The organism is Arthrobacter sp. C2 (assembly GCA_024207135.1).
Lineage (GTDB): Bacteria > Actinomycetota > Actinomycetes > Actinomycetales > Micrococcaceae > Paeniglutamicibacter.
Genome location: CP042428.1, coordinates 3594055 through 3619687, shown reverse-complemented (window position 1 = coordinate 3619687; position 25633 = coordinate 3594055). Strand labels below are relative to the sequence as shown.

Annotated in this window: 19 protein-coding genes and 1 tRNA gene; 10 read left to right on the top strand and 10 right to left on the bottom strand. The window is 64.7% G+C overall.

Going from position 1 to position 25633, the window contains the following annotated elements:
* Positions 1-76: 76 nt before the first annotated feature.
* Both FPY90_RS16610 and FPY90_RS16605 read right to left on the bottom strand, forming a co-directional pair.
* A complete protein-coding gene (locus FPY90_RS16610; protein ID WP_498682234.1) occupies positions 77-2110 on the bottom strand; it encodes an FAD/NAD(P)-binding protein in 2034 nt (677 codons plus the stop codon).
* Between the two features lie 104 nt (positions 2111-2214).
* The gene (locus FPY90_RS16605) at positions 2215-3312 is read right to left on the bottom strand and encodes a type I restriction endonuclease (RefSeq protein WP_498682232.1); all 1098 of its coding nucleotides are present in this window, start codon (positions 3310-3312) and stop codon (positions 2215-2217) included.
* A 145-nt stretch (positions 3313-3457) separates the two neighbouring features.
* Between FPY90_RS16605 and FPY90_RS16600 the strand changes: the two genes are divergently transcribed.
* Positions 3458-5662 (top strand): prolyl oligopeptidase family serine peptidase, encoded by a 2205-nt coding sequence (locus tag FPY90_RS16600; protein WP_498682230.1) that lies wholly within the window; start codon positions 3458-3460, stop codon positions 5660-5662.
* A 1-nt stretch (position 5663) separates the two neighbouring features.
* Here FPY90_RS16600 and FPY90_RS16595 read toward each other — a convergent pair whose 3' ends face one another.
* Positions 5664-6053, bottom strand: a complete 390-nt coding sequence (locus FPY90_RS16595; protein WP_498682226.1) for a hypothetical protein — start codon at positions 6051-6053, stop codon at positions 5664-5666.
* 165 nt (positions 6054-6218) lie between these two features.
* Here FPY90_RS16595 and FPY90_RS16590 point away from each other — a divergent pair.
* A tRNA-Ser gene (locus FPY90_RS16590) sits at positions 6219-6307 on the top strand.
* A 163-nt stretch (positions 6308-6470) separates the two neighbouring features.
* Here the strand turns inward: FPY90_RS16590 and FPY90_RS16585 are convergent.
* From FPY90_RS16585 to FPY90_RS16575, 3 genes are all read right to left on the bottom strand, one after another.
* Entirely contained in the window at positions 6471-7436 is a 966-nt protein-coding gene (locus tag FPY90_RS16585) for a hypothetical protein (protein WP_498682223.1), read from the bottom strand.
* A 266-nt stretch (positions 7437-7702) separates the two neighbouring features.
* On the bottom strand, positions 7703-7951 hold the full coding sequence (locus tag FPY90_RS16580; protein WP_498682222.1) for an SCO4226 family nickel-binding protein: 249 nt from the start codon (positions 7949-7951) through the stop codon (positions 7703-7705).
* Positions 7952-8121: 170 nt separating this feature from the next.
* Complete coding sequence (locus tag FPY90_RS16575) at positions 8122-10257, bottom strand: RecQ family ATP-dependent DNA helicase (RefSeq protein WP_498682221.1); 2136 nt, start codon at positions 10255-10257, stop codon at positions 8122-8124.
* Positions 10258-10378: 121 nt separating this feature from the next.
* On the opposite strand from FPY90_RS16575, the gene FPY90_RS16570 reads away from it, so the two are divergent.
* From FPY90_RS16570 to FPY90_RS16545, 6 genes are all read left to right on the top strand, one after another.
* The gene (locus FPY90_RS16570) at positions 10379-11800 is read left to right on the top strand and encodes a phosphomannomutase/phosphoglucomutase (RefSeq protein WP_498682219.1); all 1422 of its coding nucleotides are present in this window, start codon (positions 10379-10381) and stop codon (positions 11798-11800) included.
* Positions 11797-12279 carry a hypothetical protein gene (locus FPY90_RS16565; protein WP_071214829.1) on the top strand — a complete coding sequence of 161 codons (483 nt, stop codon included), beginning with the start codon at positions 11797-11799 and terminating at the stop codon, positions 12277-12279. Before FPY90_RS16570 ends, FPY90_RS16565 begins: the two co-directional genes overlap by 4 nt.
* A 265-nt stretch (positions 12280-12544) precedes the next feature.
* Positions 12545-12991 (top strand): RrF2 family transcriptional regulator, encoded by a 447-nt coding sequence (locus tag FPY90_RS16560; RefSeq protein WP_498682217.1) that lies wholly within the window; start codon positions 12545-12547, stop codon positions 12989-12991.
* Between the two features lie 353 nt (positions 12992-13344).
* Positions 13345-14046, top strand: coding sequence for an ABC transporter ATP-binding protein (locus FPY90_RS16555; protein ID WP_498682214.1), 702 nt, complete (start codon positions 13345-13347; stop codon positions 14044-14046).
* On the top strand, positions 14043-15332 hold the full coding sequence (locus FPY90_RS16550; protein ID WP_498682209.1) for an ABC transporter permease: 1290 nt from the start codon (positions 14043-14045) through the stop codon (positions 15330-15332). Before FPY90_RS16555 ends, FPY90_RS16550 begins: the two co-directional genes overlap by 4 nt.
* An 898-nt stretch (positions 15333-16230) precedes the next feature.
* Positions 16231-17412 carry a globin domain-containing protein gene (locus FPY90_RS16545; protein WP_071214828.1) on the top strand — a complete coding sequence of 394 codons (1182 nt, stop codon included), beginning with the start codon at positions 16231-16233 and terminating at the stop codon, positions 17410-17412.
* Positions 17413-17516: 104 nt separating this feature from the next.
* Here the strand turns inward: FPY90_RS16545 and FPY90_RS16540 are convergent, their stop codons facing one another.
* Positions 17517-18566: an Lrp/AsnC family transcriptional regulator gene (locus FPY90_RS16540; RefSeq protein ID WP_083411219.1), complete on the bottom strand. Its 1050-nt coding sequence runs from the start codon at positions 18564-18566 to the stop codon at positions 17517-17519.
* A gap of 69 nt (positions 18567-18635) precedes the next feature.
* Here FPY90_RS16540 and FPY90_RS16535 point away from each other — a divergent pair, with 69 nt between their 5' ends.
* Complete coding sequence (locus tag FPY90_RS16535) at positions 18636-19904, top strand: metal-dependent hydrolase family protein (RefSeq protein ID WP_217641890.1); 1269 nt, start codon at positions 18636-18638, stop codon at positions 19902-19904.
* Positions 19901-21472 carry an AbgT family transporter gene (locus FPY90_RS16530; protein ID WP_498682205.1) on the top strand — a complete coding sequence of 524 codons (1572 nt, stop codon included), beginning with the start codon at positions 19901-19903 and terminating at the stop codon, positions 21470-21472. Before FPY90_RS16535 ends, FPY90_RS16530 begins: the two co-directional genes overlap by 4 nt.
* Positions 21473-21565: 93 nt before the next feature.
* On the opposite strand, the gene FPY90_RS16525 is transcribed toward FPY90_RS16530, so the two are convergent.
* The 3 genes from FPY90_RS16525 to FPY90_RS16515 all read right to left on the bottom strand — a co-directional run bounded on the left by FPY90_RS16525 (position 21566) and on the right by FPY90_RS16515 (position 25366).
* Positions 21566-22804 (bottom strand): alpha/beta fold hydrolase, encoded by a 1239-nt coding sequence (locus FPY90_RS16525; RefSeq protein ID WP_498682203.1) that lies wholly within the window; start codon positions 22802-22804, stop codon positions 21566-21568.
* A complete protein-coding gene (locus tag FPY90_RS16520; protein WP_498682202.1) occupies positions 22801-23283 on the bottom strand; it encodes a PadR family transcriptional regulator in 483 nt (160 codons plus the stop codon). The genes FPY90_RS16525 and FPY90_RS16520 overlap by 4 nt, the downstream gene beginning before the upstream one ends.
* 253 nt (positions 23284-23536) lie before the next feature.
* Positions 23537-25366: a phosphoenolpyruvate carboxykinase (GTP) gene (locus FPY90_RS16515; protein WP_071214911.1), complete on the bottom strand. Its 1830-nt coding sequence runs from the start codon at positions 25364-25366 to the stop codon at positions 23537-23539.
* Positions 25367-25633 lie beyond the last annotated feature (267 nt).

Below are 25633 nucleotides of genomic sequence, written 5' to 3'. Positions count from 1 at the left end.
GCGCGGGGAGGGAGCGGGCCTTGGCGTCCGGTCCCTCCCCTTTGGCCATTTCGTTCCATGCTCTGGGGCTTGTTTCTCAGCGCGGCTGGTTCAAGTCCTGGACCTGGCTCAGGCGCAGCAGTTCCCGGGCAATGTCCTGGGCGTCGCCCAGGGTCCGGGCCGCACCGTCGAGCGCGGCCCCGGCCTGGGCCGCGATGGCGGTGCCCCATTGTGCGGAGGAAAGCTGGAGCCCGAGCACAAAGATCGCCCGGTGCGCCACCCCCTGGGCATCAACCATCCGGTAGGGCTCGCCCATGACCTCGAGTCCCGAGCCCGGGAACGGTTCTCCTTGGTCGTTGCGCATGTGGAACGCGGTGGCCAAGCCATCGTCGAGCAGCTGCCGCAGCAACGGCGAGGCAGTCTGCAGCACGCGGTTGGCCGGCATCATGGCCTCAATGAGCGTGCGCGCCGTACACGCCGGGGCGTCGACCCACGGCGATGAAGCGGTGAACACCCCGGAAGGCCGGTCAATCTCGAATTCCGGGTCCGGGCCGATGAACTCCACGATGTTGGCCCGGGCCAAGGCTGCGAGTTCCTCGATGCGTTGCAGCGGAGGACCGGAGGCCAGGCCCTCGACCAGCGGTTCAAACCATCCCTGCACCTCGCTCTGGCGCGACTCGTCCGAGATCAGTCGCTCGGCGATCATCTTCTTGACGACCATGCGCCCGGCGTTCAAGGTGGCAATGGCCATCTTCAACGGGTCTTTCTCGCCTTCCACCGAAGAGATCGCATCGACCTCCAGGTACTCCATGACGGCCTTCTGGTATTCCTTCAAGGAGGAAAAACCGCGTTCGGCGAAGGGGTGGCCCAGCCGAGGGACATCAAGGAATCCCAAGACGGGTGCCTGCTCGTCCACGAGCCGGCGAGCGCCCTCCAACCACACCTGGGAGCCTGCCTGGTGTTCGGCGTCGAGCACCGCAATCAAGTTGTCCACGAATTCATCCGGGTCCACCTCGAAGCGGGACGGGTGTCGCTTGGCCGCGGTGCGGTAGTAGGCCAGCAGGACGTCGCGGTGCAGCAATGGCCAGACGTGCGCGTCAAAGCGGACGGCTGCTTCCGGGTTCAGTGCCCGGGCCTCGGCAACCTTCTGGACGATCACGTCGAAGTCCAGGTAGCGCAGGCTCACGGAGTCCGGGATGAACTCCTCGATGCAGGATTTTGCGCGGTACGGCGTTCCGCGGCGGGAGGCCGCCGCGATCCGTGGTTCCCGGCCCGAGGGCCAGTATTCCAGGGCACGCCCCGGGCCCCCGTTGATTTCATTGAACTGTCCGCCGCGCCCCACGGTCAGGGCAATCATCACGTCAAAGAAGTTCAGTCCCAGGCCGCGGACCAAGACGGTTTCCCCCGCTGGAACCTTGTCCCAGGCGACGTCCCCGGGAACGTTGGGACCCTGGTAGGCCAGACCGGCGTCGTCAGCGGCCTGGGCCATTGCCTGCTGTGCCGGGTTCAGGTGTGCCGGAACGTGGCCCAATGCCAGCACCACGGCGTCGGCACGCAGTTCAAGGGCATCGCCGGAGTGTGGTGTTTGTGCGCCGGTGCCATCGATCCGGTGCCCGGTCAGCAGGTAGTCGGCCGCGCCGCGGTGCAGGGCCGTGATCTCGGCGCGCTCCACACGCACCTCCATCACGGCAGTGTTGGCGCGCAGTGCCGCCACCGACCGGTCAAAGACGTGGCGCAGATACCTTCCGTAGAGGGCCCGTGGCGGGTAGGTTCCCCGGCCCATCCGTTCCAGTTCCTCGCCTTCCACGCTGCTGAGCACCGCGCCGTCGCCGCCGGCCAGACGCCATTGGTCGAAGCTCAAGCCCGGTTCGCCCGGGGCTTCCCGTTCCGGGGCAACGGTGGGGAATCCTGCCGGGGTGTTCATCAGGAAGAGCCTGGACTGGGACGTGCTCCAGACATGCCCGGCACCCGGGTCGTGGACATCGAAGACGACCACGGTGATCGCGCGCGAATGGTTCCGGGTGCGCCCCAGCTCGGATGCCAAGCGCTCAAGAACCGAGGTGCCACGCGGTCCGGCTCCCACAACGGCAATGACATACGGTTCTCGACCGGGATTCTGCTGCTCACTCACGGTTTCAGCCTAGTCTGCCGTCATGCCGTATCGGTCCGCTTGGACACGGGATTTGAAGTTCGTGCCCAAGCGAACCGCTGGTTCAAGACATCTATCCCTTTCGGCTACGCCGCTTCATAGCTTTCCACCGTGGCGCGCAGGGCATCTGAATGCAGGTAGATTTCGTCGAGGCTTTCAATGGGGATGCGCGATTCTGTCTTGTCTTCCCCAAACAGCCCCAGGTATTTTTGCGCCCTGTTGAAGTGCAGCCGGGCTATCGGTTTGCGGTTATTGTCATCGAGCAGTACCGCAAAATAAGACTTCGCATCTCGGTGCGCAATACGGTTGACCTTGACGTTCTTGCAAACTATGGCACGAACAATGTGGAAGCCTTCGAGTTCTTCCAGCGTCGTTTCAACGCCGTCGTCCGGTTCAAGGTCTGCTTCGACCACGGATTCGCTGGTTACGCTGGCGGCCGCTTCCGTACTCGACATCATGGGGATGTTCGGTTCTCCGAGCGCCGCCTTGAGGCGGTCGTTGACTTGATCCGCAAGGTATTGCTTCGTGGCCTTGGCCACGAGGACTGTGAATTGCTCGCGAACCCGCTGCGTAAATTGACCCTCGTAGACGCCAGCAGACAGGAATTTGACCCACTCCGCCGTTGGTTCCTGGAAGTTGGCGGCGATGGCGCGCTTGATCTCCCCGACGTAGCGGAGTTCCTCCGCGGCGCTGACTATGGATTCAAGATCGAACGCATCACGGGACAGCTTGCGTAGCTCCGGGATCAGTGTTTCGTCGATGTCGTTCATGTCGAGGATCAGGAACGGCTTCGCGTCCATCTTGTTCGGGGCATCGAGGTCGGTATAGAACTGGTAGACCTCACCGTTGGTCAGAATCGCGATTCTTGCGGTTGTAGCGGCAAAGTACCGGTAGAGCTGCGATGCATGTTCATACTTCAGGCCACCGACCGAACGCTTGCACTCGATCAGGATCTGCACCTCGCCACCAAGCATGATGGCGTAGTCAATCTTTTCGCCCTTCTTGATCCCGACGTCGGCGGTGTACTCGGGGACAACTTCCAGCGGGTTGAACACGTCATACCCGAGGATCGTCGAAATGAACGGCATGATGAATGCGTTCTTCGTGGCTTCCTCGGTTTCTATGATGTTGCGTTGCTGCTGAATCTTTGCCGCCAGCGCTGCTAGCCGTTCTCCGAACTGCATCGTTTTCCCCTATTCGACGAAACTGAGACCTTCTGCTCAACCTACCCACCTACCCCGACAAAAAGGGGCATCCCACCACGAGTCATATAACGAATCGATTACGAATCCCCAGTGCCCAAACAGCCGGTTTCCCTAGACTGTCCATATGAGCACCCCTCACCTTGAAACCCCCGCGTCCGCCAGCCTCGCCGAAATGACCGGCAGTTCCGAAGCCCCGGCCTCGGATGCCCTCGTGCAGCACGCCCAAGCCCAGGCGTCCAAGAACACTCTTGAGGACCCATTCCTGTGGCTCGAGGAACTGGACTCGGACCGCTCCATGGATTGGGTGGTCGGCCAGAACGACCGCACCGAGGAAGAACTCTTCGACGCGGATTTCGCCGCCACCAAGGATGCCATCCTCACGGTGCTGGACGCCGCCGACAGGATCCCCATGGTCACCAAGCGCGGGGAGCACTACTACAACTTCTGGCGCGATTCGCAGCACCCCAAGGGATTGTGGCGGCGCACCAGCTGGGAGTCGTACCAGCAACAGGAGCCGGAGTGGGAAATCCTGCTGGATGTGGATGCACTGGCAGCGGCCGAGGGAATCGACTGGGTCTACTCCGGGGCGCAGATGCTCCGCCCGGCAGCTGGCACGGAGTACACCCGGGCGCTGGTCAAGCTCTCCCCCGACGGCGGGGACCAGGTGCGCGTGCGGGAATTCGACCTGCCAACCCTGGCCTTTGTCGCCGGAGGCTTCGACTTGCCGGTCGCCAAGACCAACGTCTCCTGGGCGGATGCGGACACCTTGTTTGTCGCCACCGATGTCGGGGAAGGATCGCTCACGCTGTCATCGTATGCCCGCACCGTGCGCCGACTGTCGCGCGGCCAGGAGCTGGCCGAGGCCGAGGAAATCTTCGCCATCGACCAGTCGCACGTCCTGGCCTATGTTTCCCATGATTCGACCCCGGGGTTCGAACGCGACGTGGCCCACGACGTCATCGATTTCTACAATTCCAAGACCTACGTGCGCAGCGGCGATGAATGGGTGCACCTTGACGTCCCCACCGACGTCGGGGTCTCGCTGCATCGTGGATGGGTGATCTTCTCCCCGCAAACCCCCTGGACCCGCAACGGGGTCACCCACATTCCCGGCTCACTGGTCCTGGCAGAGCTCGAGGGATTCATGGCCGGCACCGGGGCCCTTCGCGAGATCTTCGTCCCCACGGACTCCGCCTCCCTGCAATCCATTGACTTCACCGCCAGCCACATCCTGCTCAACGTCCTGCAAGACGTCTCCTCCCAGATCCTGATCTGCGATCCCGCCCGCAACTTCGCGCTTCGCACCCTGAACGTCGGTGCCCCGTTGCACAGCTTCAGCATTTCGGCCGTGGACGACGAGGATCCCGAATGCGGCGAGGATTTTTGGTTGACCCTCACCGGGTTCCTCACGCCCACCACCCTGGCACGCGGTACCGTCGGCCCGGACGCGGCCAACGACCCAACCCCGTTGCCGGTGAAGAGCGCACCGGCTCGTTTCGATGCCGAAGACTTCGAGGTCACTCAGCACTTTGCCGTTTCCGATGACGGAACCCGCGTCCCCTACTTCCAGGTGTCACCGCACGAGCTTCCGCTGGACGGGAAGAACCCGGTGCTGATGAACGGCTATGGCGGGTTCCAGGCCAGCTTGACCCCGAGCTACCTCGGTGCGTTGGGGCCCGGCTGGCTGGTTCGCCGCACGGAACAGGGGCGTCGCGGCAGCTACGTGGTGGCCAACATCCGCGGCGGCGGCGAGTACGGGCCGCGCTGGCACCGGGCTGCGCTGCGGGAAAACAGGCACCGCGCCTACGAGGACTTCGCGGCCATTGCCCGCGACCTCATCAACCGCGGGGTCACCTCGCGCAAACACCTGGCCGCGACGGGTCGTTCCAACGGCGGGCTGCTGATGGGCAACATGATCACCGGCTACCCGGAGCTTTTTGGGGCCATCTCCTGCGGTGTCCCGTTGCTGGACATGCGCAGGTACACGCGTCTGGCCGCCGGGCATTCATGGATTGCCGAGTACGGCGACCCGGAGGTGCCCGCTGACTGGGAATTTGTTCGCACGTTCTCCCCGTACCACCGGCTCGACGATGCACTCCCGGAGGGGACCGCCTACCCGGCCTCGCTGATTTGGAGCGCCACCAGCGACGACCGGGTCGGCCCGGTGCAGGCCCGGAAGATGGCGGCGAAGATGATGGACATGGGTGTCGGCAATGTCCGTTACCACGAGTCCCTTGACGGCGGGCATGCCGGGGCCAGCGACAACGGCGCGACCGCAACCATGCTGGCGACCAGCTACGAGTTCCTCTGGCGGCACGTCGCCGACTGATTCATCTTCCGGTGCGCGTGCCGCCCAGGTCGTCGAGTGCGGCATCGAGTCGCTTGAGCAGACGGTGGCTCAGCCGGACTTCGTGGGGCAGCTCGCGAAGTTCGGCGGGGCCGATGTCGAGATCCAGTTGTTCCAGGATTTCACTCAGGGATTCCCAATACTCCGTGGCCATCCCTTCCTTGTCTTGGTCCTCCGTCGGGGCATCGGGTCCCATGAGATCGAATGCTCTCTTTTCGATGTCGCCAACCGATGCGTCCGCCCAATGCTGGCTGGTCGACCACCCGCGGTTGTCGAGCAGCAGAACACTGCCGCCGTCTTCCAGAAGCAGCCCAAGCCGGGCCGCGACCGAAACACGGGTTTTGTCGGGCGAGCTGAAGTCGAGGTCAGCCACGGTGACCAATTTGGAAGCACTTGCCATGCGGCCAACGTTAGCGCGTCGGGCCTCCGATTGGCGGCGGCAGTCGGTCGTTCCCGCGCGGTTGTTGCGGCCCTTTCGGGCTCGTTTTGTGCGGCGCGCCAGCTTTGGGTAGTCTAGGGGAGCTGGAAACAGCAATATGGACACGTGCCAGAGCGGCCGAATGGGCTTCACTGCTAATGAAGTGTCGGGGTTATACTCGACCGGGGGTTCAAATCCCCCCGTGTCCGCTGAAACAGCCTCGATTTTTCGGGGCTGTTTTCGTTTAACCTGCAGGAACCGCCGCTGCGGGAAATTTGCCTCGGCAAAGACAAAACCGCGCATACCCGGCCCCTTCGGGGCTCCAGGTGCACGGGGCCTCAAGCGGTCCCCTTGGGGATCCCGCTAGGGGATCTACTTGTCGCCGTCCCCGAATGCGTTGAGCAGGGTTCGCACCATCTCATCGGGCAGGCCCGTGTGGCGGACGACAATGGTGGTTGCTTCGTCCAGCTCACCCAAGCGCAAGTGGTCCAGCAACTCCGAACGTTCGGGTTCCACCAGGTCGTTGATGCTGAACTTCACGGCGCCGTCCGGTCCCTGTCCCTCGAAGCTGAAGTCGGCAATGTTCGCGGTGGAGGCTTGGCCTCCACCCAGCGGGGAAGCCGCAAGCATCTTCAGGATCTCGGCCTGTTCCAGGCCCGAATGCTTGGCGATCAGTCCCGCGGCCCCGGGCAGGTCGTTGTCCCGCACCAGCGACAGGAACTGGTCGTATTCGGCCGGCGGAAGGTCCTCGCTGGCGAACTCCCGGGATTCCCCGTCCACCAGGTAGGAGACCTTGAACTGCGTGGAGGTCCGCTCCGCGTCGCTTCCAAATTCCTCGGCCCATTCACTGGGCACCACCCATGCGTCCTCGAGGTTCTGCTCATTCGCGGAAGCCGGAGTGGAGTCATGGGGCGGGACGGGCTCGCTCGGGATGCCGGTCGCCGCGCTGGGCTCCTGCACCTGCGGGACCTGGGGCTCCGCGGCCTTCGCCGCCTCGCGTTCCGCTTCGAGCTGCTGGGCAATGGTGGGTCCGAGGTCTGGTTCCTTGCGGACCTGTGGGAAACGTTCCAGGCTCCGCACCGCGATGATGCTGGCCTTGTAGCCTTCCCCGGTCATGGCCTTGTAGTTTTGCACCGCTGCCATGAAATCGCCCTGGGCCAAGGACTTGTAGACGGCTCGGTGTCCTTCCCCGGTCAGCTGCGCGGCTGCGGCCTGCGCCGATTCCGGGGTGATTGCAGCAGAAACCTCGGCCGAGTTCTTGATACGCAGCTTCTTCAGTCCCATCCACGCAAGACCGAGAATGAGCAGCGGGACGACGACCCAAAGCAGAATTTCCATATCTCTAGCGTACGGCCCGGCGAGACCCAGCGCTAAGTAGCACGGACCAAAGATTGTCCCTGCCCGGACCCGCAGGCCATGTTCCATCGGCCGCTTCCACTCAAATACGAGAGCGCTCCATGGCGGGCGTCCGCCTCCAGGTCTGTTCAAGTGGCAATCGGGTCGCGTTGCCGCTGCCAAGCCCGCGGCAACGCGACCCGATTCCCCCCTATTCACTTTTGCCGGTGGACCGGTACTCCTTGTGGTCCTTGTGGCCGCATCAGGGTTCAGACCACCAGCGGCACCTCGTAGATCTCGTCGGCCAGGTGGCCGGCCCGCTCGTGGACCCGTTGGACCGCTTCAGCGGAGGGGCCTTCAGAGAGGCAGAAGATCTTCCCGCTGACCGGGTCGGCCCACGCCTTCTTGAATTCCACGCCTTCCTCGCCCTGGAGGGCGAGATCAGCCTCGTGCGCAGCCTTGAGGTCCGCTGCGGACAAGCCCTGCATGTGGTTGTGGACATCCATGAATTCAGCCATAGCAACACTTCCTTGGATTGTGGCAAACGCATTCATGACTCTGCGTTGGCCCCATTCTAGGAGCAGCTCGGACGCATAAACATAGCTGCCGGCCACGAATCTTGCCGCGGGCCGCCACCCTGCCGGCACGCCCCGAAACCTTCGGCAAACGTGCCGCCTCGCGAACGCCGTTAGCCGGCCACGCCCAGCACAAACGGAAGCACCCCGGGGGCCCCGGCCTCGCGCAGGATCCTGGCCGCCTCGGTCATCGACCACCGGCTGTCAGCCAGGTCGTCGAGGAGCAGGATCGGGCCCGGGGCGCCGGCCAACTTCTCGGCCATTTCGGCAGGAACCACGAACTGGTCCCAGACCGCAGCGAGCCTGAAGGCCGAGTTGCCGCCCGAGCCGCCGCGCGGCCCATGATCCCGGTATTCCAACTGCCCCAGGTAAGGCAGCCGGCCGATGGTGGAAATGCCTTGGGCGAACGATCCGACCAGTTGCGGGCGGGAGCGCGAGGGCATGGAGACCACCGCGACTGGCCTGGTCGACCATTTCCACTCGCTGAGCACCTTCACGCAGGCATCGAGCATGGCCTGGGGCACCGGTGCATCCGGCTCGTCCGTGCTTTCGAGCAGGGCACGCAACCGGCCGCCCCAGCCCAGGTCGGTCAGCCGGGCCAGGGCCCGTCCGTCCTCGGCCTGGAACTCGGGCTTGATCTTGCCCTTGAGCGGAACACCCAGTTTTTCCATGCCGCCGGGATACATCCGACGTGCCTCAACCAGGGCCCCGACCCTGCCCAGGGCAGTCTGCGCCGAGTCCTTGGCGGAGGCCTGGATGTCATCGCTGAACCAGACGCCCGCGCAGTTGTCGCAGCGACCGCACGGGGCAGCGGCCGGGTCGTCAAGGGCCCGGGACAGGAATTCCATGCGGCAGGTTTTCAGGTTTTCGTAATCGAGCATCGCGTTCTGCTCGGCCACGCGGGCGGCAGCCACCCGGGTGTAGCGTTCGGCATCGTAGAACCACTGGGCGCCCGAACCGATCCACCCTCCGGAGACCCGTTCCACGGCGCCGTCCACGGCCAGCACCTTCAGCAGCAGCTCAAGCGGCGTGCGCTTGATGTTGACCCGGGCCTCGAGCGCGGGCACCGACAGCGGCCCGGACGTGGCGGCGAGTTCCTGCAGCACGGCGTTGGCCTTCTGCTGGTCCGGCATGGAACTTGTGGCGAAGTATCGCCAGATCTCGCGGTCCTCCGGGCCCGGAAGCAGCAGGACGTCTGCGTTGATGCTGCCGCGGCCGGCGCGGCCCACCTGCTGGTAGTAGGCCACCGGGGAACTGGGCGCCCCGACGTGGATGACGAAGCCCAGGTCCGGCTTGTCAAAGCCCATGCCCAGCGCGCTGGTGGCCACCAGCGCCTTGACCTCGTTATTCTTCAGCGCGGTTTCGGCACGGTGGCGTTCCTCGGTGTCAGTGCGACCCGAGTACGCGAGCACCTTGTGCCCGGCCTCGGCCAGGAGCCGGGTGATGTCCTCGGCCGCGGAGACGGTCAGCGTGTAGATGATGCCCGAGCCGTGGAAGTCGTTCAGGTGCGTCAGCAGCCAGGCGAACTGCGAGCGCGGCGAGGCCAGGCGCAGCACGCCCAGGCGCAGGGACTCGCGGGCCAGCGAGCCGCGCAGCGTGAAGACCTCGGCGCCTCCCACGGCCAGTTGCTCCTGCACGTCGTGGACCACCCGCTCGTTGGCCGTGGCGGTGGTGGCCAGCACCGGGACGTTGCCCGGCAACGCCTGGATGAGGTCCTTGATGCGGCGGTAGTCGGGACGGAAGTCATGGCCCCAGTCGGAGATGCAGTGCGCCTCGTCAATGACCAGCAGGCCCATCCGCGCCACCAGCGCCGGCAGCTGGGTGTCGCGGAAGACCGGGTTGTTCAGCCGCTCCGGGGACACCAGCAGCACGTCCAGCTCGTCGTTGTCGAGCTTCTGGGCAATCGACTGCCAGTCCAGGGCGTTGGCGGAGTTGATGGCCTCGGCCCGCACCCCGGCCCGGGAGGCGGCGGCGACCTGGTCGCGCATCAACGCCAGCAGCGGGGAGACGATCAGCGTGGGACCAGCTCCCCGGGCCCGCAGCAGCAGCGAGGCCACGAAGTACACCGCGGATTTTCCCCAGCCGGTGCGCTGCACCACCAGTGCCCGGCGGCCACCGGCCACCAGTGCCTCAATGGCCTCGAACTGGCCGTCGTGGAACTGCGCATCGTCCCGGCCGACCAGGGAACGCAGGATGGAAGTGGCAGCGGAGCGCAAGTCCGAATCAATGCTGGGTGTATAGGCGTCCATGGCCCCCAGTATTCCAGTGTCCACCGACACTTGCCCCCACCGGCGGCAAACGCCGCCCCTATGTCGCTACTCACCTTCATTGCGCCAATTTCCCGGCGGGACGGACCAACCGGATAAGCTCATGGGTGTGAGTGTGGAAATCGATCTTTCAGAGTCCTTCAAGGCCTACGACGTGCGCGGCATCGTCGGGGCCACCATTACCACAGAGGCGGTCGAGGCCATTGGCGCCGCATTCGTCGACGTGTTGGGCCTGGCCGGACAGGACGTCCTGGTCGGCGGGGACATGCGCCCCTCCTCCCCCGAATTTTCCGCTGCCTTCGCGCGCGGTGCCGCCTACCGCGGCGCCAACCCGAAGATGCTCGGGTTGATCTCCACCGACGAGCTGTACTTCGCCGCCGGTTCGCTGGGCTGCGCCGGGGTGGTGTTCACCGCCAGCCACAACCCCGCCGCCTACAACGGCATCAAGATGGCCAAGGCCGGTGCCGTCCCGGTCTCCTCGGACACCGGGCTCTTCGACATCCGCGACCTGGCCCAGTCCTACCTGGACGAGGGCCTGCCGGTGTCCACCGAGGCCCCCGAGGGCACCGTCACCGAAGCCGACGTACTGGCGGACTACGCCGCTTACCTGCGCGAACTGGTCGACCTCTCAGGCATCCGCCCGCTGAAGGTCGTGGTCGACGCGGCCAACGGCATGGGCGGGCTCACCACCCCCGCGGTGCTCGGCGACACCTTGCTGCCTGGGCTGCCGCTGGAAATCATCGAGATGTACTTCGAACTCGACGGCACCTTCCCCAACCACCCGGCCAACCCGCTGGAGCCGGAAAACCTGCGCGACCTGCAGGCGGCGGTCATCGAGCACGGAGCCGACATCGGGCTTGCCTTCGACGGGGACGCGGACCGCTGCTTCGTGATCGACGAAAAGGGCGCGCCGGTCTCCCCCTCGGCGATCACCGCCCTGGTCGCGGTGCGCGAGATCGCCCGGGCCCGGGCCGCGGGCGAGGACACCCCGGTCATCATCCACAACCTGATCACCTCCCGCGCCGTGCCCGAGGCCGTCACCGCCGCCGGCGGCCGCCCGGTGGTCACCCGCGTGGGGCACTCCTTCATCAAGGCCGTCATGGCCGAGCAGGGCGCGGTCTTCGGCGGGGAGCACTCCGCCCACTACTACTTCCGCGACTTCTACAACGCTGACACCGGCATGCTCGCGGCGATGCACGTGCTGGCGGCCCTCGGCCACCAGGACACCCCGTTGAGCGAGTTCGCCGCCGAGTACGAGCCTTACGTTTCCTCCGGCGAGATCAACTCCGAGGTCCAGGACAAGGCCGGGGCCGTGGCCCGCGTGCTGGCGGAATTCACCGATGCCCCGGTCACCGTCACCCGCATGGACGGCACCACCGTGGCCGCCGTCGATGGGTCGTACTGGTTCAACCTGCGCCCCTCGAACACCGAACCCTTCCTCCGCTACAACGGGGAAGCAATAGACACCGCGACCATGGAATCGATCCGCAACCAGGTCCTCTCAATCGTCAGGAGCAACGCATGAGCACCCCCGAAAACAAGATCGCCGAACTCGACGAGGCCGCCCAGGCCGAGCTGAACAAGGTCCTGGGCACCGCCCTGGGCGTGGCCCGCGAACAGCTGGAGGAACAGGGCGTCTTCCTGCCCTTCGCCATCGCCGTGGAACCGGCCACCGAGGAAAACGCCGAGCCGGAATTGCGCCTGCTGGCCGTCCAGCCCACCGAGGACCTCGACGACCCGGAAGCCGACATCGACGCCGAGGTCATGATGGCCGATCTCGTCCAGCTGCTGCAGGACCAACGCGAATCGTTCAACGCCGTGGCCTTCGTCTCGGATGTCACCTTGCTGGACGACGCCACGGACGCCGTCCACGTGCTGGCCGAGCACCGCAACGGCGGTTCGGTCGCCATCGTGCAGCCCTACACCGCACCGGATCCGGAAACCGGGATCTGGGAGTTCTCCGAGCCCAGCGCCGAGGGCGGCCAGATCCAGGTCTGGGCCTAACCCCCCGTTTGCTTTTCGGCCTGTGGCCCGGAACCGGTTCCCCGGATCCGGGCCACAGGTCTTTGAACGGCTGCCAGGTTTCCGCCCCGAGCGGGAGGTTTCCGGTATTCGGCTCCGCGGCGGGAGCCAGGGCCGCCCGAAGTCGAAGGCGGGGCAGGATCACCGGGGGCCGGGAAAATGATCGAAGCGGTTGCGGGAGCAATACCGGGCGGGCGCCGGCTGCCGGAGGCATGGATCACTGCGCAGGATTCCAACACCTGCGAGAATGGAACACGTGAAACTCAGCGCCTATGCAGACGTGTGCCTGCGCACCTTGATGTTTCTCGGCTCCCGTCGCGACCAGCAGGTCACCACCAAGGACATCGCCGAGCAGATCGGCGTGCCCTACAACCACGTGGCCAAGGCCGTCGTGGAGCTGCGCAACCGCGGCGCCCTGGACGTGGCGCGCGGGCGCTACGGCGGATCGCAGATCACCGGCCGCGGCCTGGAGCTGCGCGTGGGCACCTTGATGCGCGACCTCGATCTCCGCGAGGATGTTGTCGACTGCATCTCCGAGGCCGGTGTTCCATGCCCGCTGCTTGCCGGGTGCAAGCTGCGCAGTGCCCTGCGCCGGGCGCGCGAAGCCTTCTACGCAGAGCTGGACCTGCTCAGCATCGATGATCTCACCCCTGTTTCCACCAAGGCACCGCTGCCTTTCCCCTCCATGCCCTGACGGTCATTTGCCAACGCCAAGGGACCACCGTGTTGCCACGCGCCTGGGACCACCTGCGAGTGCTACCGGGCATTGCTGACCCACCATTTTCGTCATGCCTTCCTCTGGATGTTGGCTCCACGAGGGACCTTCGACAACGAGCAGGTGGGCGCCCTGCATCAGCCGGCCGATGGCCGACTGGGCCAACAAGATATCGATGGCCATCGCCACGGCAGCACACCGATTCCATCTTTCAGACACCGAAACCTTGCAGTCCGTGTACCTTCAACGCATATGATTCAAGTTGGTTTATTGAGATGGCAGATTCCCGCGCGGTGCTTCCCGCGCGGTTCCCACGTCCAGAAAGTTCACCGATGACCATGAAAATTCTTGAGGCCCGGGGGATCACGAAATCCTATGGCCACGGCCCATCCAGGTTTGATGCGCTCAAGGGAGTTTCGCTGACGATCAATGAGGCGGAATCCCTGGCCATCGTAGGCAAGAGCGGATCGGGGAAATCCACGTTGATGCACCTGCTGGCGCTGCTGGACACGATTGACGGCGGGACGCTCAGGGTGGGGAACATCGACTCGGCCGACATCAAGGGCAAGGACCTGAACAGGATGCGAAACCGGGACTTCGGTTTCGTGTTCCAGCAGTTCTTCCTGACCCCCAATGCCTCGGTCCTGGACAACGTGGTCCTTCCCCTGGTGATTGCCGGGGTGCCCCCCGGGGAACGCAAGAAGCGCGGCATGGCCGCCCTGGAGCAGCTCGAGCTGGCTGACAAGGCGAAGAACAAGGCCACCGACCTCTCCGGCGGCCAGAAGCAGCGCGCGGCCATCGCCCGCGCCCTGGTCAATGACCCCAAGGTCATCTTCGCCGACGAGCCCACCGGGAACCTGGACACGGCCACGGGCGCGGTCGTGGAAGACATCCTCTTCCGACTCAACAAGGAACGCGGCATCACGCTGATCATCGTGACCCACGACCGCGACCTGGCCTCGCGGTGCGACCGGCAATTTCATGTGCGCGACGGGCTCCACAGCACGGCAGACGATCTGGCGGCCCGGGCATGAAATTCACCGATATCCTCACCTCGGCCATTTCCAATACCTTCCGCAGCAAACTGCGCACCACGCTCACGATTGTTGCGGTCTTTATAGGGGCCTTCACCCTCACCCTCACCAGCGCCGTGGGCACCGGCGTCTCCCGCTACATCAACACCCAGGTCGCCGCCATGGGCGCCACCGACGTCATCATCGTCAGCAAGGCAGACGACGCCGGGGCGGAGGGTCCGGCGAAATACGATCCGGCGGCAGCCAAGGCCTCCAGCAGCATGGCAGGTCCCCCGGGCAGCTCCATGGGCATGCTGGCCCACAGCGACCTTGATGAGATCGCAGCCACCAGCGGGGTCCTGCACGTTGAACCGGTTGTCTTGGTTGCTCCGGACTACATCGAGTTCGCCGACCAGGGCAAGTACGAGCTGGCACTGAACCCGAACCTGGGCATCACCCAAGTGGACCTTGCCGGGGGCGCCCAGCTGGACAATCCCGGCAACGAACCCCAAATCCTGCTGCCCTCCACATATCTCGAGACCCTGGGGATGGGAAGCCCCGATGACATCGTCGGCTCCACGGTTGGCATCGGGGTGACCAGCCATGCGGGCGCGCAAAGCAGCATCCAGGCCACGGTGGTGGGCGTGCAGCACGAGACCCTCCTGAGCGGCGGCTCCGGCATCAACCAGAACCTCACCGACAAGATCAAGGCCATTCAGGACACCGGCAAGCCAAGCAATGCCGTTGAGGGCTTCATCGTCGCAACGGCCTATTTCGACGAGGCACTCGGGACCGAGCATGCGCAGGGCATCAAGGATTCCCTTGCCGCGCAGGGCTACACCGGGCAGACCATCCAGGACCAGCTGGGTACCTTCCAAAGCGTCATCAACGGCATCGTCGGGGTGCTCAACGCCTTTGCGGTGATCGCGTTGATTGCCGCGGGATTCGGCATCATCAACACGTTGTTGATGAGCGTGCAGGAACGAACCCGGGAAATCGGGCTCATGAAAGCCATGGGCATGGGCGGCGGAAAGGTCTACGCGCTGTTCAGCCTCGAAGCCATCTTCATTGGCTTCCTCGGAAGCGCCATCGGCGCCCTTGCCGCCATCGGCCTGGGATCGCTGCTTAGCAACGTCTTGGCCGACACCGTGCTCTCCGACCTCCCAGGGCTGCACATCATGCAGTTCGACCCGGGATCCGTGGCGTTGATCATCGCAGTGGTCATGCTCATCGCTTTCCTGGCCGGAACCTTGCCGGCCCGCCGGGCAGCCAGGCAGAACCCGATCGACGCCCTGCGCTACGAATAACCCACCGGCCCCGGAGGCAACCTGCCCACCCAGCCCTGGGCTGGGTGGGCCTTCTTCAGCGCCGCGCTGGTAGATCTTCACCAGCTCCTTGTCGGCGCACCTGCACCTGCGAGCCAATGTAGTCCCCGGGCACCGGATACAGGGCCTTGCCGACCTCGATGTGTGGCCACGGTACACCTTCGCGTCCCGGAACATCGGCACGTCGCAGGCGGCCCGGACCGGCAGCAGGAATTCGTGTTCGACCTCGTCGAAGACCTGAAGCGGGCGGGCTTGTTGAGGGGCACCAGCAGCTCCCGTTGCTGTCCGTGGCCGTTGGGACGTGTCGGGCGCACCCCGGCAACCACGGCGCCGGCCAGATCGTCGGTCACCGCCGTCTCCGCGGTGTCCCGCACCAGCCCGGCAGCCTGTGCCGCCTGCACGTAGCGGCGGGCCGTCTTGCGGTCCACCCCCGAGCGTTCAGCAGCCGTACGCAATCCCTGGCCCTCCAGCCACGACGTCAAAGCTTCCCTGCTCCAAAACTCGCTGACCGCTCTGAAACCCAACTTCCTGGACCTCCGCCTCGATGATGCCGATGCGTCGATACAACAAGTGATCCGAGGGCACACGGCTAGGCACGCCGGGTGGTCCCACGGGAGTGGCAAAAATTGGGGGTTGATGGTCCCCAGCTCGTGGCGAACCACCTCCTGACCGCCAGATCGCCGAATTCCCGGCCCTCATGGCGGCTTCACGGACATTGCGCGGGCGCCAAGGCCCAGGGGTTTGATGCCCCAAAAAGACTTCCTCCTTCACGAACCCAGCGGGCCGATTTGCATCAACCTTCTACGCCCTGTAGAAATGAAGTATCAATCTTGCATGAAAGATGCAAGATAAGAGCCACCCTTCGTCAAGGAGCCACAAGATGCTTTCCGACAAGTCCCGCCCGGTCATCGAAGCCACGCTGCCAATCATTGGCGAGCGGATCTCCCACATCACCCCGAAGTTCTACGACCGGATGTTCGCGGCCCGCCCGGAACTCCTTGACGGACTCTTCTCCCGCGCCAACCAGAAGAACGGTGCACAGCAGCAGGCCCTGGCCGGATCCATCGCCGCCTTCGCCACCCACCTGGTCAACAACCCCGGCACCCTGCCCGAGGCGGTGCTTTCCCGCATCGCCCACAAGCACACCTCGCTGGGCATCGTCGAGGAACAGTATGCCATCGTCTACGAGCACCTTTTCGCCGCCATCGTCGACGACCTGGGCGAGGCGGTGACCCCCGAGGTCGCGGAGGCCTGGTCCGAGGTTTACTGGCTCATGGCCGACGCCTTGGTCAAGATCGAAAAGGGCCTCTACGCGCAGCAGGCCAACGACAAGATCTGGACCGACTGGAAGCTCGTTGCCAAGGAAGCCGCCGGGACCGGTTCGGTCACCTTCCGCTTCGTCCCGGCGGACGACACCCCGGTGACGGTGGCCAAGGCCGGCCAGTTCGTCTCGGTGCGGGTCCCGCTGCTGGACGGACTGCGCCAGTGCCGCCAGTACACCCTCAGCGATTCGGTCACCTCCACGACCGAGCGCGTGATCACCACCAAGTTCGACGGCGGCGGCGAGGTCTCCCCGTTCATGCACCAGCACCTGAACGTCGGGGACGTCATCGAGCTTTCCAACCCGTACGGCGACCTGGTCATCGACACCACCGGCGCCCCGATCATCCTGGCCACCGCGGGCATCGGCTGCACCCCGAGCGCCTCCGCGCTGGCCACCCTGGCCGCGGCGGGCTCGGACCGCCAGGTCATGGTGCTGCACGCGGAGGCCAACGAAGCTGCCTGGGCGCTCAAGGAGCAGATGCTCGAGTCGGTCGATTCCCTGCCCAACGCCGAGCTGACGCTGTGGCTCGAGGACATCAACGCCAAGGCCGAAGGCACCGAAGCCACCGAGGGCTACATGTCCTTGGCCAACCTGGAGCTGCCGGCCGATGCCCGCCTGTACCTGTGCGGCCCGCTGCCGTTCATGCGCGCGGTCCGTTCGCAGGCCATCGAGGCCGGCATCCCGGCCACCAACATCCACTACGAGGTCTTCGGACCCGACCTGTGGCTCGCAGCCTAACGGCCCGGAAGCCGCGGGTCCCGCGACGGTAGGCATCTCAGCGGAACCCGCTTGGGGGGCGAAGGCCGCCACCGATCACTCGGTGGCGGCCTTCGCGTTTAATTTCAGTACCCCACGGGAACCACGTCGCCAAAGACCTCGGACTCGGTGATCCTTGCACCGTTGTATTTGAATGTCCTTAGAACGATCCGCCGGTCATCGATGGTCAGACCGGGAACGGCACGCAGGATCTTGCGCTCGATGGCTAACAAATCGGCTGGGCTGTTAAGCCAGACCACCATGTGGATGTTGTGCGCGCCGGTCACAGCCATCATGATCCGGAGTTCCGGTATTTCAGCCCCGAGATCTCGGTCAATAAGAAGCATGGTCTCCGGCGTCATGGTTCCCCAAAACACGGCACTGACGTTGCGTCCCAGCCCGTGACGCACCAGATCGCAGCGCACATTGATGAAGTTCCCCGCTATCAGCCGGTTGACGCGTCGGGCCGCGGCCGGCGCGGAGATTCCGGCGCGATCGCCAATTTCCCTGAAACCCATCCTCCCGTTGGTACTCAAGGAACGCGCCACCTCGCGGTCGGCTTCATCCATCACAACGCTGCGGTCTTCGCGAGCGGAACCGGCGCTAGAGGAAAGGCTTCGAAGCGTGCGCACCGTAGCCGCCGGCAATGCACGAAAATGCCATTTGCTGGCTTCCACCAACTGACCGGTCACCGTGCGCACCGAGTAGTGCAACACTCCGTCCATGGACCCAATGGTGGCGATCAGGAAGTCCGCCAGTGAGCCCCCGGGAGCGGCAACCGTCACCAAGAGGTGAGCAGACCCTGCAATGAACTGGACGGTCATGGCCCGGTGGTCCATGAAAAGCTCGTTAGCGACCTGCGTGACCTGACTGTTTCTGCATGTCAGCTCGACGAATGCCATTTCCAGTTGCGTGGCACTGCCATGGCCCGGGGAGGTGGAGATGCGAGCCAGTCCGGCCTCCGCGATGCGGTCCCAGCGGCGTGAGAGTGTGGTTGCATGCACATCCAGGACCATCGACAGCTCGCTCCAGCTGGCTCGCGGTGCCAGCTGGAGGGCGTTGACAAGCTCCAGGTCACTTTCGGAGATGCCATCAATTTTCTGCAAATTTTTTGCCATAATATCTTTTTCCTGCATTCTGGAGAAAAGTCATGTCTATCTCCTTACGTTTAGTTGAAATTATGACACAGCGCACATGGAGGAAAGTTGCAGCAGCTGCAAACGGTATTTGAACACGTCACCCTTATCGATGGCACGGGGACTGCCCCGGCCGAAATGCACACCGTCGTGGTGCGGGGCCGCGAGATCGAATGGGTTGGCCCGGACGCACATGCACCGATCTTCGATATCGATGCGATCCGCATTGACGGACGTGGACAAGTCCTTCTCCCGGGATTCATCGATTCCCACGTCCACTTGGCCATGTCCGCCGGCCAGTTCAGCGGAACCGAAATGCTGCACCTGCCTCCGCGCTTTGGTTACTACGCAGCGATTCCGCTGCTGCGCGCCACCCTTGACGCCGGGATCACCACCGTCCGGGATTTGGGCGGCATAGACATGGCAACCGAGGTGGCCGTCGAGCGCGGACTCGTCGAGGGACCGGAAATCATCTTCGCTTACCGTGCGCTGGGACCCACTGGCGGCCACGGCGATTTTCGCACCTGCTGCGGCTTCAACCAAGGCTCCGCGATTTCCCCGAACGGGGACATCGGGTTCCTGACCGACGGGACGGATGAGGCCTTGCGCAACACCCGCGAGGTCATGCGCCTGGGCGGAAAAGTCATCAAGGTGATGGCCAGCGGCGGCGTGTGGTCCCCGCGCGACACCCCATGGCACGACGGCCTCAATATCGCCGAAATGCGCACGGTGGTCGACGAGGCCGGAAGCCACGGCGTTCCAGTTGCTGCCCATGCCCAGTCGGCTCGTTCCATTTCCAATGCCCTGGTCGCCGGTGTGCGAAGCATCGAGCACGGCTATGAGATCGATGAAAAGGCGATCGAGCTGATGCTCGATAAAGGCAGCTTCCTGGTGCCAACCCTCAGCACGGCAACGGTCCCAGCCGACCCGGCGACTGCCGCTTCCTACGCTGTTGAAAAGAAGCAGCGCCTACAGAAAAGCCTCTACGGCTGCGTTTCGAATGCCATATCCGCCGGAGTCAAGGTGGCCATGGGAACCGACGCAGGGATTTCCCCGCACGGCACCAACCTCACCGAGTTGGGCCTCCTTGTGGACTTCGGCATGTCGCCGATGGACGCCCTGGTCGCCGGAACCCTCAACGCGGCACGGTTGCTGCAGGTGGAGGACCGGGTCGGCTCTGTCGAGGTCGGCAAGGAAGCGGACTTGGTCCTGACAAGTATTGATCCCTTGACGTCCATCCATGCCTTAGCCAATGCCAAGAACATCGAGCTCGTCATGGCCAAGGGTCGCATCGTCAAGGACAGCCGCGTCGGTGTGCCGGCAGAGGCCGTGGCATGAGCACCCTGATGAGCAAGAAGCCACCAACCAAGCCCCGGGCCGGAAAGAAGAAGTTCGGCGCCGGGGCACTGGACCATATAGAACGCGTTGGCAACAAGCTGCCCGAACCCTTCGCGCTCTTCCTTTACCTTTTCCTGGCCATCGGGATCATTTCCACCGTGGTTTCCTGGTTCAACGTGAGTACCACGCTGCCGGGAGCCGAGACACCAACCTTGGTCAAGGGGCTTTTCACCGGCGAAGGCATCGTGTGGCTCATGACCACTGCCGTCCAGAACTTCATCGGGTTCCCGCCGTTGGGCGTTGTGGTCACCTTGTTGTTGGCGGTCGGGGTCGCCGAGCGCACCGGGTTGTTGCTGGTCCTGGTCAAATCGACATTGGGCCGCGCCCCAGGTTGGGCACTGCCATACGTCATGGCGTTGGTGGCGTTGTGCGCCCACATCATGTCCGATGCCTCGATCCTGGTAATCCCGCCCATAGCGGCCATGGTTTTCCGCGCCGCAGGGCGCAACCCAGTGGCAGGCCTGCTCGGGTCCTATGCCATCGGGCTGGCGGCATTCAGCTGCACCCCGTTCGTCACCTCCACGGATGCGTTGCTGGCAGGCATCTCCAATGCCGCAGCCGCTCCGGTCGCGGGCATGGTGCTGCCGGTGACGGCAGTGTCGAACCTGCTGCTGAACATCGTCTTGGCCGGCGTGCTGACGATCGCCGGAGGTCTGGTCATCGATAAGGTGCTCGAGCCACGGCTGAACCGCGCCGGAGTGGGCGTGAATTCGATGGTCTCCGAGGACGCGAACACGGAAGTCACCGCCGCCGAGAAATCCGCACTGCGGTGGGCAGGACTGGCCCTTTTGGCCGTCGCCGGACTGGTCCTGGCTCTAGCTCTTCCCGAGGGGGCACCGCTGCGTAACGAGGCCGGCGAATTCCTGCCCAAGTCGCCGCTGCTGAGTTCGGTCATCTTCATAGTGTTCTGCGTATTGCTGGCACCGTCGATCGTCTATGGGGCGCGTCTTCGATTGATCACCAATATCCAGTCCGTCGTGGAAATGATGGGCCAGGCCGTAAAGGACGCGGTGTCCTTCATCATCGTGGCTTTCATTCTCGCCCAGTTCCTGGCGTTGTTCACATGGTCCGGTCTTGCCTCATGGGTTGCCGTCAACGGGGCCCAGATGCTGAAGGACATGAACTTCACCGGTTACGGCGCCATCATCGCATTCATCGTCGTCGTCTCGATCCTAAACCTCCTGATCAGCTCGGGGTCTTCTCTGTGGACGCTGATTGCCGCCGTGTTCATCCCGATGTTCGCCCTAATCGGCTACGAGGCCGGTTTCATCCAGGCGGCTTTCCGTGTCGGCGATTCCGCAACCCAGGTGTTGACTCCGTTGAATCCGTATCTGGTGGTTGTCCTTGGGTTCCTGCGTAGGTACGAGCCGGAAGCAGGCATTGGGTCCATCATTGCCCGTCTTCTCCCGTTCACGCTGGTCTTCTGGGTGCTTTGGGTGCTGGTATTGACGGTGTTCTTCTTGACGGGGACCGGCACCGGCCCTGGCATGGACATCATGATCGGCTAGGGAACCCGTTTCCCCGGAGGCCGAAGGGCCGGGGTCGTTGCAGGGAGCTTCCCGCAACGACTCCGGCCCTTCTGTTTCGCGCTTGCGTGCCGTCTATTGCCTTGGCTCCTGCAACCGCGGGTGTGCGGTGCCCTTTTCGACCCAGGCGCGCACGGTCGCGTTGAAGAGGATCGGGTCCTCGATGTTCCACTGGTGGTGCATGCCGGCAGCGGTGCGGAACCGGGCCTGCGGCAGCGCGCGGGCCAGCACCGGGAAGGACTTGGCCACCAGCTTGGGTTCCTTGCCGCCGGCAATCACCAGCACCGGGCCCTTGTAGTCCCCGAGCTTGGCCGGGACGCCACCGGGGTCGACCTCGTCCATGATGGCGCGCATGTTGTCGGCCCGCAGGTGCGTGCCGTGCTCGGTGAGCAGGTCCTTCTCATCGGCAACCATGCCATAGGCGCCGGCCTGGAAGCGCCAGTACCATTCGCTGCCGAAGAGGCGCAGCTGCATCCGGCTCATGGTGCGCATCGAGGCCGAGACCCCGGCAGCCGGGACCCCGGAGATCAGCAGGGACTCGACGAGCTCGGGGTGCCGGGCCAGCACGCGCAGTGCCACGACGCCGCCCAGGGACAGGCCCACCAGGTGGGCGCCGCCGTTGGAGACCTCGTCGGCAATGACCGCGGCCACGTCGTCGGCGGCGCTGTCCAGGCCCGCCCAGTCTTCCTGGGCGCGTGCGCCGAACCCGGGAAGGTGCGGGGTGAGCACCTCGTAGTCGCCGAAGGCCCGCACTTGCGGGTCCCAGGTCCAGTTGGCCACGTTTCCGCCGTGCAGGAACACGATGGTCTGGGCCGGCTTGCCGTCGCGGCGGGCACGCGTGGGCGCATGGAACTCCGGGTAGCCGCCCGGGTCGCGCGGACCCGCGGGCTTGGCCGAGACGCTGGCTGCTGCCGCTGCCGCAGGGTCCTGCGGCTCGGTGCTGGCATCCGGGACTGCCGGCCGGGGTTGCCTTGGCGCCTTGGCCGGGCGCGCGGGCTTTTCCTTGGCGGGAACCTGCGGCCGGTGCTCCGGGGACTTCGGGTCAGCCGGGCCGCCGGCCGGAACCCCGGCCGCTTCGGCTGCGGGCTTCGCCTCGTCCTTCGCTGTGCCCTTGTCCTGCCCGGGTTCGGGGCGGGGCCGGTGGTCCTTGGGCGCGCGTTTCGGGTTGGCCTCCCGGGCCGGCCTGTCGGCCCGGGATGCCTGGCCCGCCCCGTCTTCCGGGGCCGGGCGCGCGGTCTCGTCGGACAGCGAGCGGTCCACGAATTCCTCGTCCGTTCCCGCGTCGCCGCCGGAGGCGCCCTCGTGCTGGCTCATGGGAGGTACTCCGTCACGGCATCCAGCCATTCAAGCTCGGCGGCCGCATGCCGGATTCCGTTGTCGAGGGTTGCTGCCATCAGGAAGCTGCGGCGGTCCGCTGCTGCGCGCATGTCGATGTCCTCACGCTGGGAGAGGTAGTCGTCCAGCACTTCCTGCGTGGCCTCGCGCCGGGCGCGGATCAGTTCGAGCACCGACTCTCGGTCGAGTTCGGCGGCGAAGAACACCCGGGCCAGGAACGGCTCGCGGGGCGTGTGCGCGGTGACCTCGCCGCCCAGCCATTCCACCAGGGCCTCGCGCCCGGCGTCGGTGATGTGGTGTTCCTGGCGGTCCGGGTAATTCTTCTGGGCAACGGTGGTGACGGTGGCGTGCCCGTCCTTCACCAGTTGGGCCAGTGTGCGATATATCTGCGCCTTGTCGGCATTCCAGAAGTGATTGATGGACGAGTCGAAGTGCTTCTTCAGTTCATACCCGGTCATGGGCGCCAAACTCAAGAGCCCGAGGATCAAACGCGCAAGAATCATGCTTTCATCCTGACACATCCCCTAGGGGATTGGTCCAGCAGCCACGCATTTTGCTGTCGAAACCGTGCCCGACCACTGGCGATGAGGCCGACGCCGGGACCCTGGAAGGGGAAACGGAAGGGCCCCGCCGACCATCCCCAGCCATCCCGTAACCGGGTGGCGGGTGATGGCAGCGGGGCCCTTCACGAAGGTTGCCGTGCCGGGAACGCTAGGCTCCCAAGCGCTCCTTCAAGCCATCAAGCTCGGCGCGCAGCGAGGCGGGAAGCGCCTCGCCGAACTTGGCGTACCACTCCTCGATGCTTGCCAGCTCGGTGGCCCATTCGCCCTTGTCGACGACCACGGCGGCCTCGACGTCGGCCGGGGTCATGTCCAGACCGGTCAGGTCGATCGAGTCGCCGGTCGGTACGAAGCCGATCGGGGTCTCCACGGCGTCGGCCTTGCCCTCGATGCGCTCGATGGCCCACTTCAGCACGCGGGAGTTGTCACCGAACCCGGGCCAGGCGAAGCCGCCGTCGGCGTTGCGGCGGAACCAGTTCACCAGGAAGATCTTGGGCAGGCGCTCCGGGTTGGCCTTGGACTCGATCGAGTCCCAGTGGTTCAGGTAGTCGCCGGCGTTGTAGCCGATGAACGGAAGCATGGCCATCGGGTCGCGGCGGACCACGCCCACGGCACCGGCTGCAGCGGCAGTGGTTTCCGAGGACAGGGTCGAACCCATGAAGATGCCGTGGGCCCAGCTGCGGGCCTGGGTGACCAGCGGGATGGTGGTCTTGCGGCGGCCGCCGAAGAGGATCGCGTGGATCTCCACGCCGTCCGGGCTGTAGTACTCCTGCGAGAGCATGTCGACCTGGTCGATCGGGGTGCAGAAGCGGGAGTTCGGGTGTGCCGCGACGCGACCGGACTCAGGGGTCCAGTCGTTGCCCAACCAGTCGGTCAGGTGTGCCGGGACCTCGTCCGTCATGCCCTCCCACCACACGCCGCCTTCGTCGGTGAGTGCAACGTTGGTGAAGATCGAGTTGCCCTTGGTGATGGCGTTCATGGCGTTGGGGTTGTTGGACCAACCGGTGCCCGGAGCCACGCCGAACAGGCCGTATTCCGGGTTGACGCCGCGAAGCTCGCCGTCCTTGCCGATGCGCATCCAGTTGATGTCATCGCCCAGGGTCTCGGCTTTCCACCCCTCGATGGTCGGATCCAGCAGGGCCAGGTTGGTCTTGCCGCAGGCAGACGGGAAAGCTCCGGCAATGTTGTAGCTCTTGCCTTCCGGGCTGGTCAACTTGAGGATAAGCATGTGCTCGGCCAGCCAGCCCTCGTCGCGGGCCATGACCGAGGCGATGCGCAGCGCGTAGCACTTCTTGCCCAGCAGAGCGTTTCCGCCGTAGCCCGAACCGTAGGACCAGATGGAGCGCTCTTCCGGGAAGTGCACGATCCATTTGTCCTCGTTGCACGGCCAAGCCACATCCGCCTGCCCGGGGGCCAGCGGGGCGCCGACCGAGTGCAGTGCGGGGACGAAGAATGCGTCCTCTGCCTCGATCTGGCGCAGGACCTTGTCGCCGATGAGTGCCATGATGCGCATGGAGGCGACAACATAGGCCGAGTCGGTGATTTCCACGCCGTACTGCGGCTGCTCGGCATCCAGCGGGCCCATGACGAACGGAATGACGTACATGGTGCGGCCGCGCATGGCGCCGTCGAACAGGCCCTTGAGCATCGACTTCATCTTGACCGGGTTTTCCCAGTTGTTGGTGAAGCCGGCGTCCTTCTCGTTTTCCGAGCAGATGAAGGTGCGCTCCTCGACGCGGGCAACGTCCTTGGGGTCGGAGAAGGCAGCGAAGGAGTTGGGGAACGAAGGGTCGGTCAGCTTCTTCAGCGTTCCGCTCTCAACCAGCTCGGCGGTCAGGCGATCGTTTTCCTCCTGCGTGCCATTCACCCAATAGACACGGTCAGGCTTCGTCAGTTCCGCGACTTCCTGCACCCAAGCGGCTAGCTTTGCGTGCGTGGTCGGTGCTGCGTCGATGACCTTCTGGTCCGAGCTCTCGCTCATGTCCATTCCCTCCATTGGGCTGAATTTGCAATGATTCGATGCTATTGGGCGGAAATCCCGGGCCCATGTGACCCGGATCCCAAAAATTTCGCAAATTTGGTTTAGCTTCAACGAAAAGCCCGGCTTCACGGGCATTGCCCCTCCCCCATCAAACCACAAAAGTGACGAAGGACACGTAGACCGGTATACTTCATGCAACGCCACTCGAAGACAGCCCACCGTTCACTCCCCCGAATTTTGCGTGGCAGGCATTCGTCTGTATAGTTA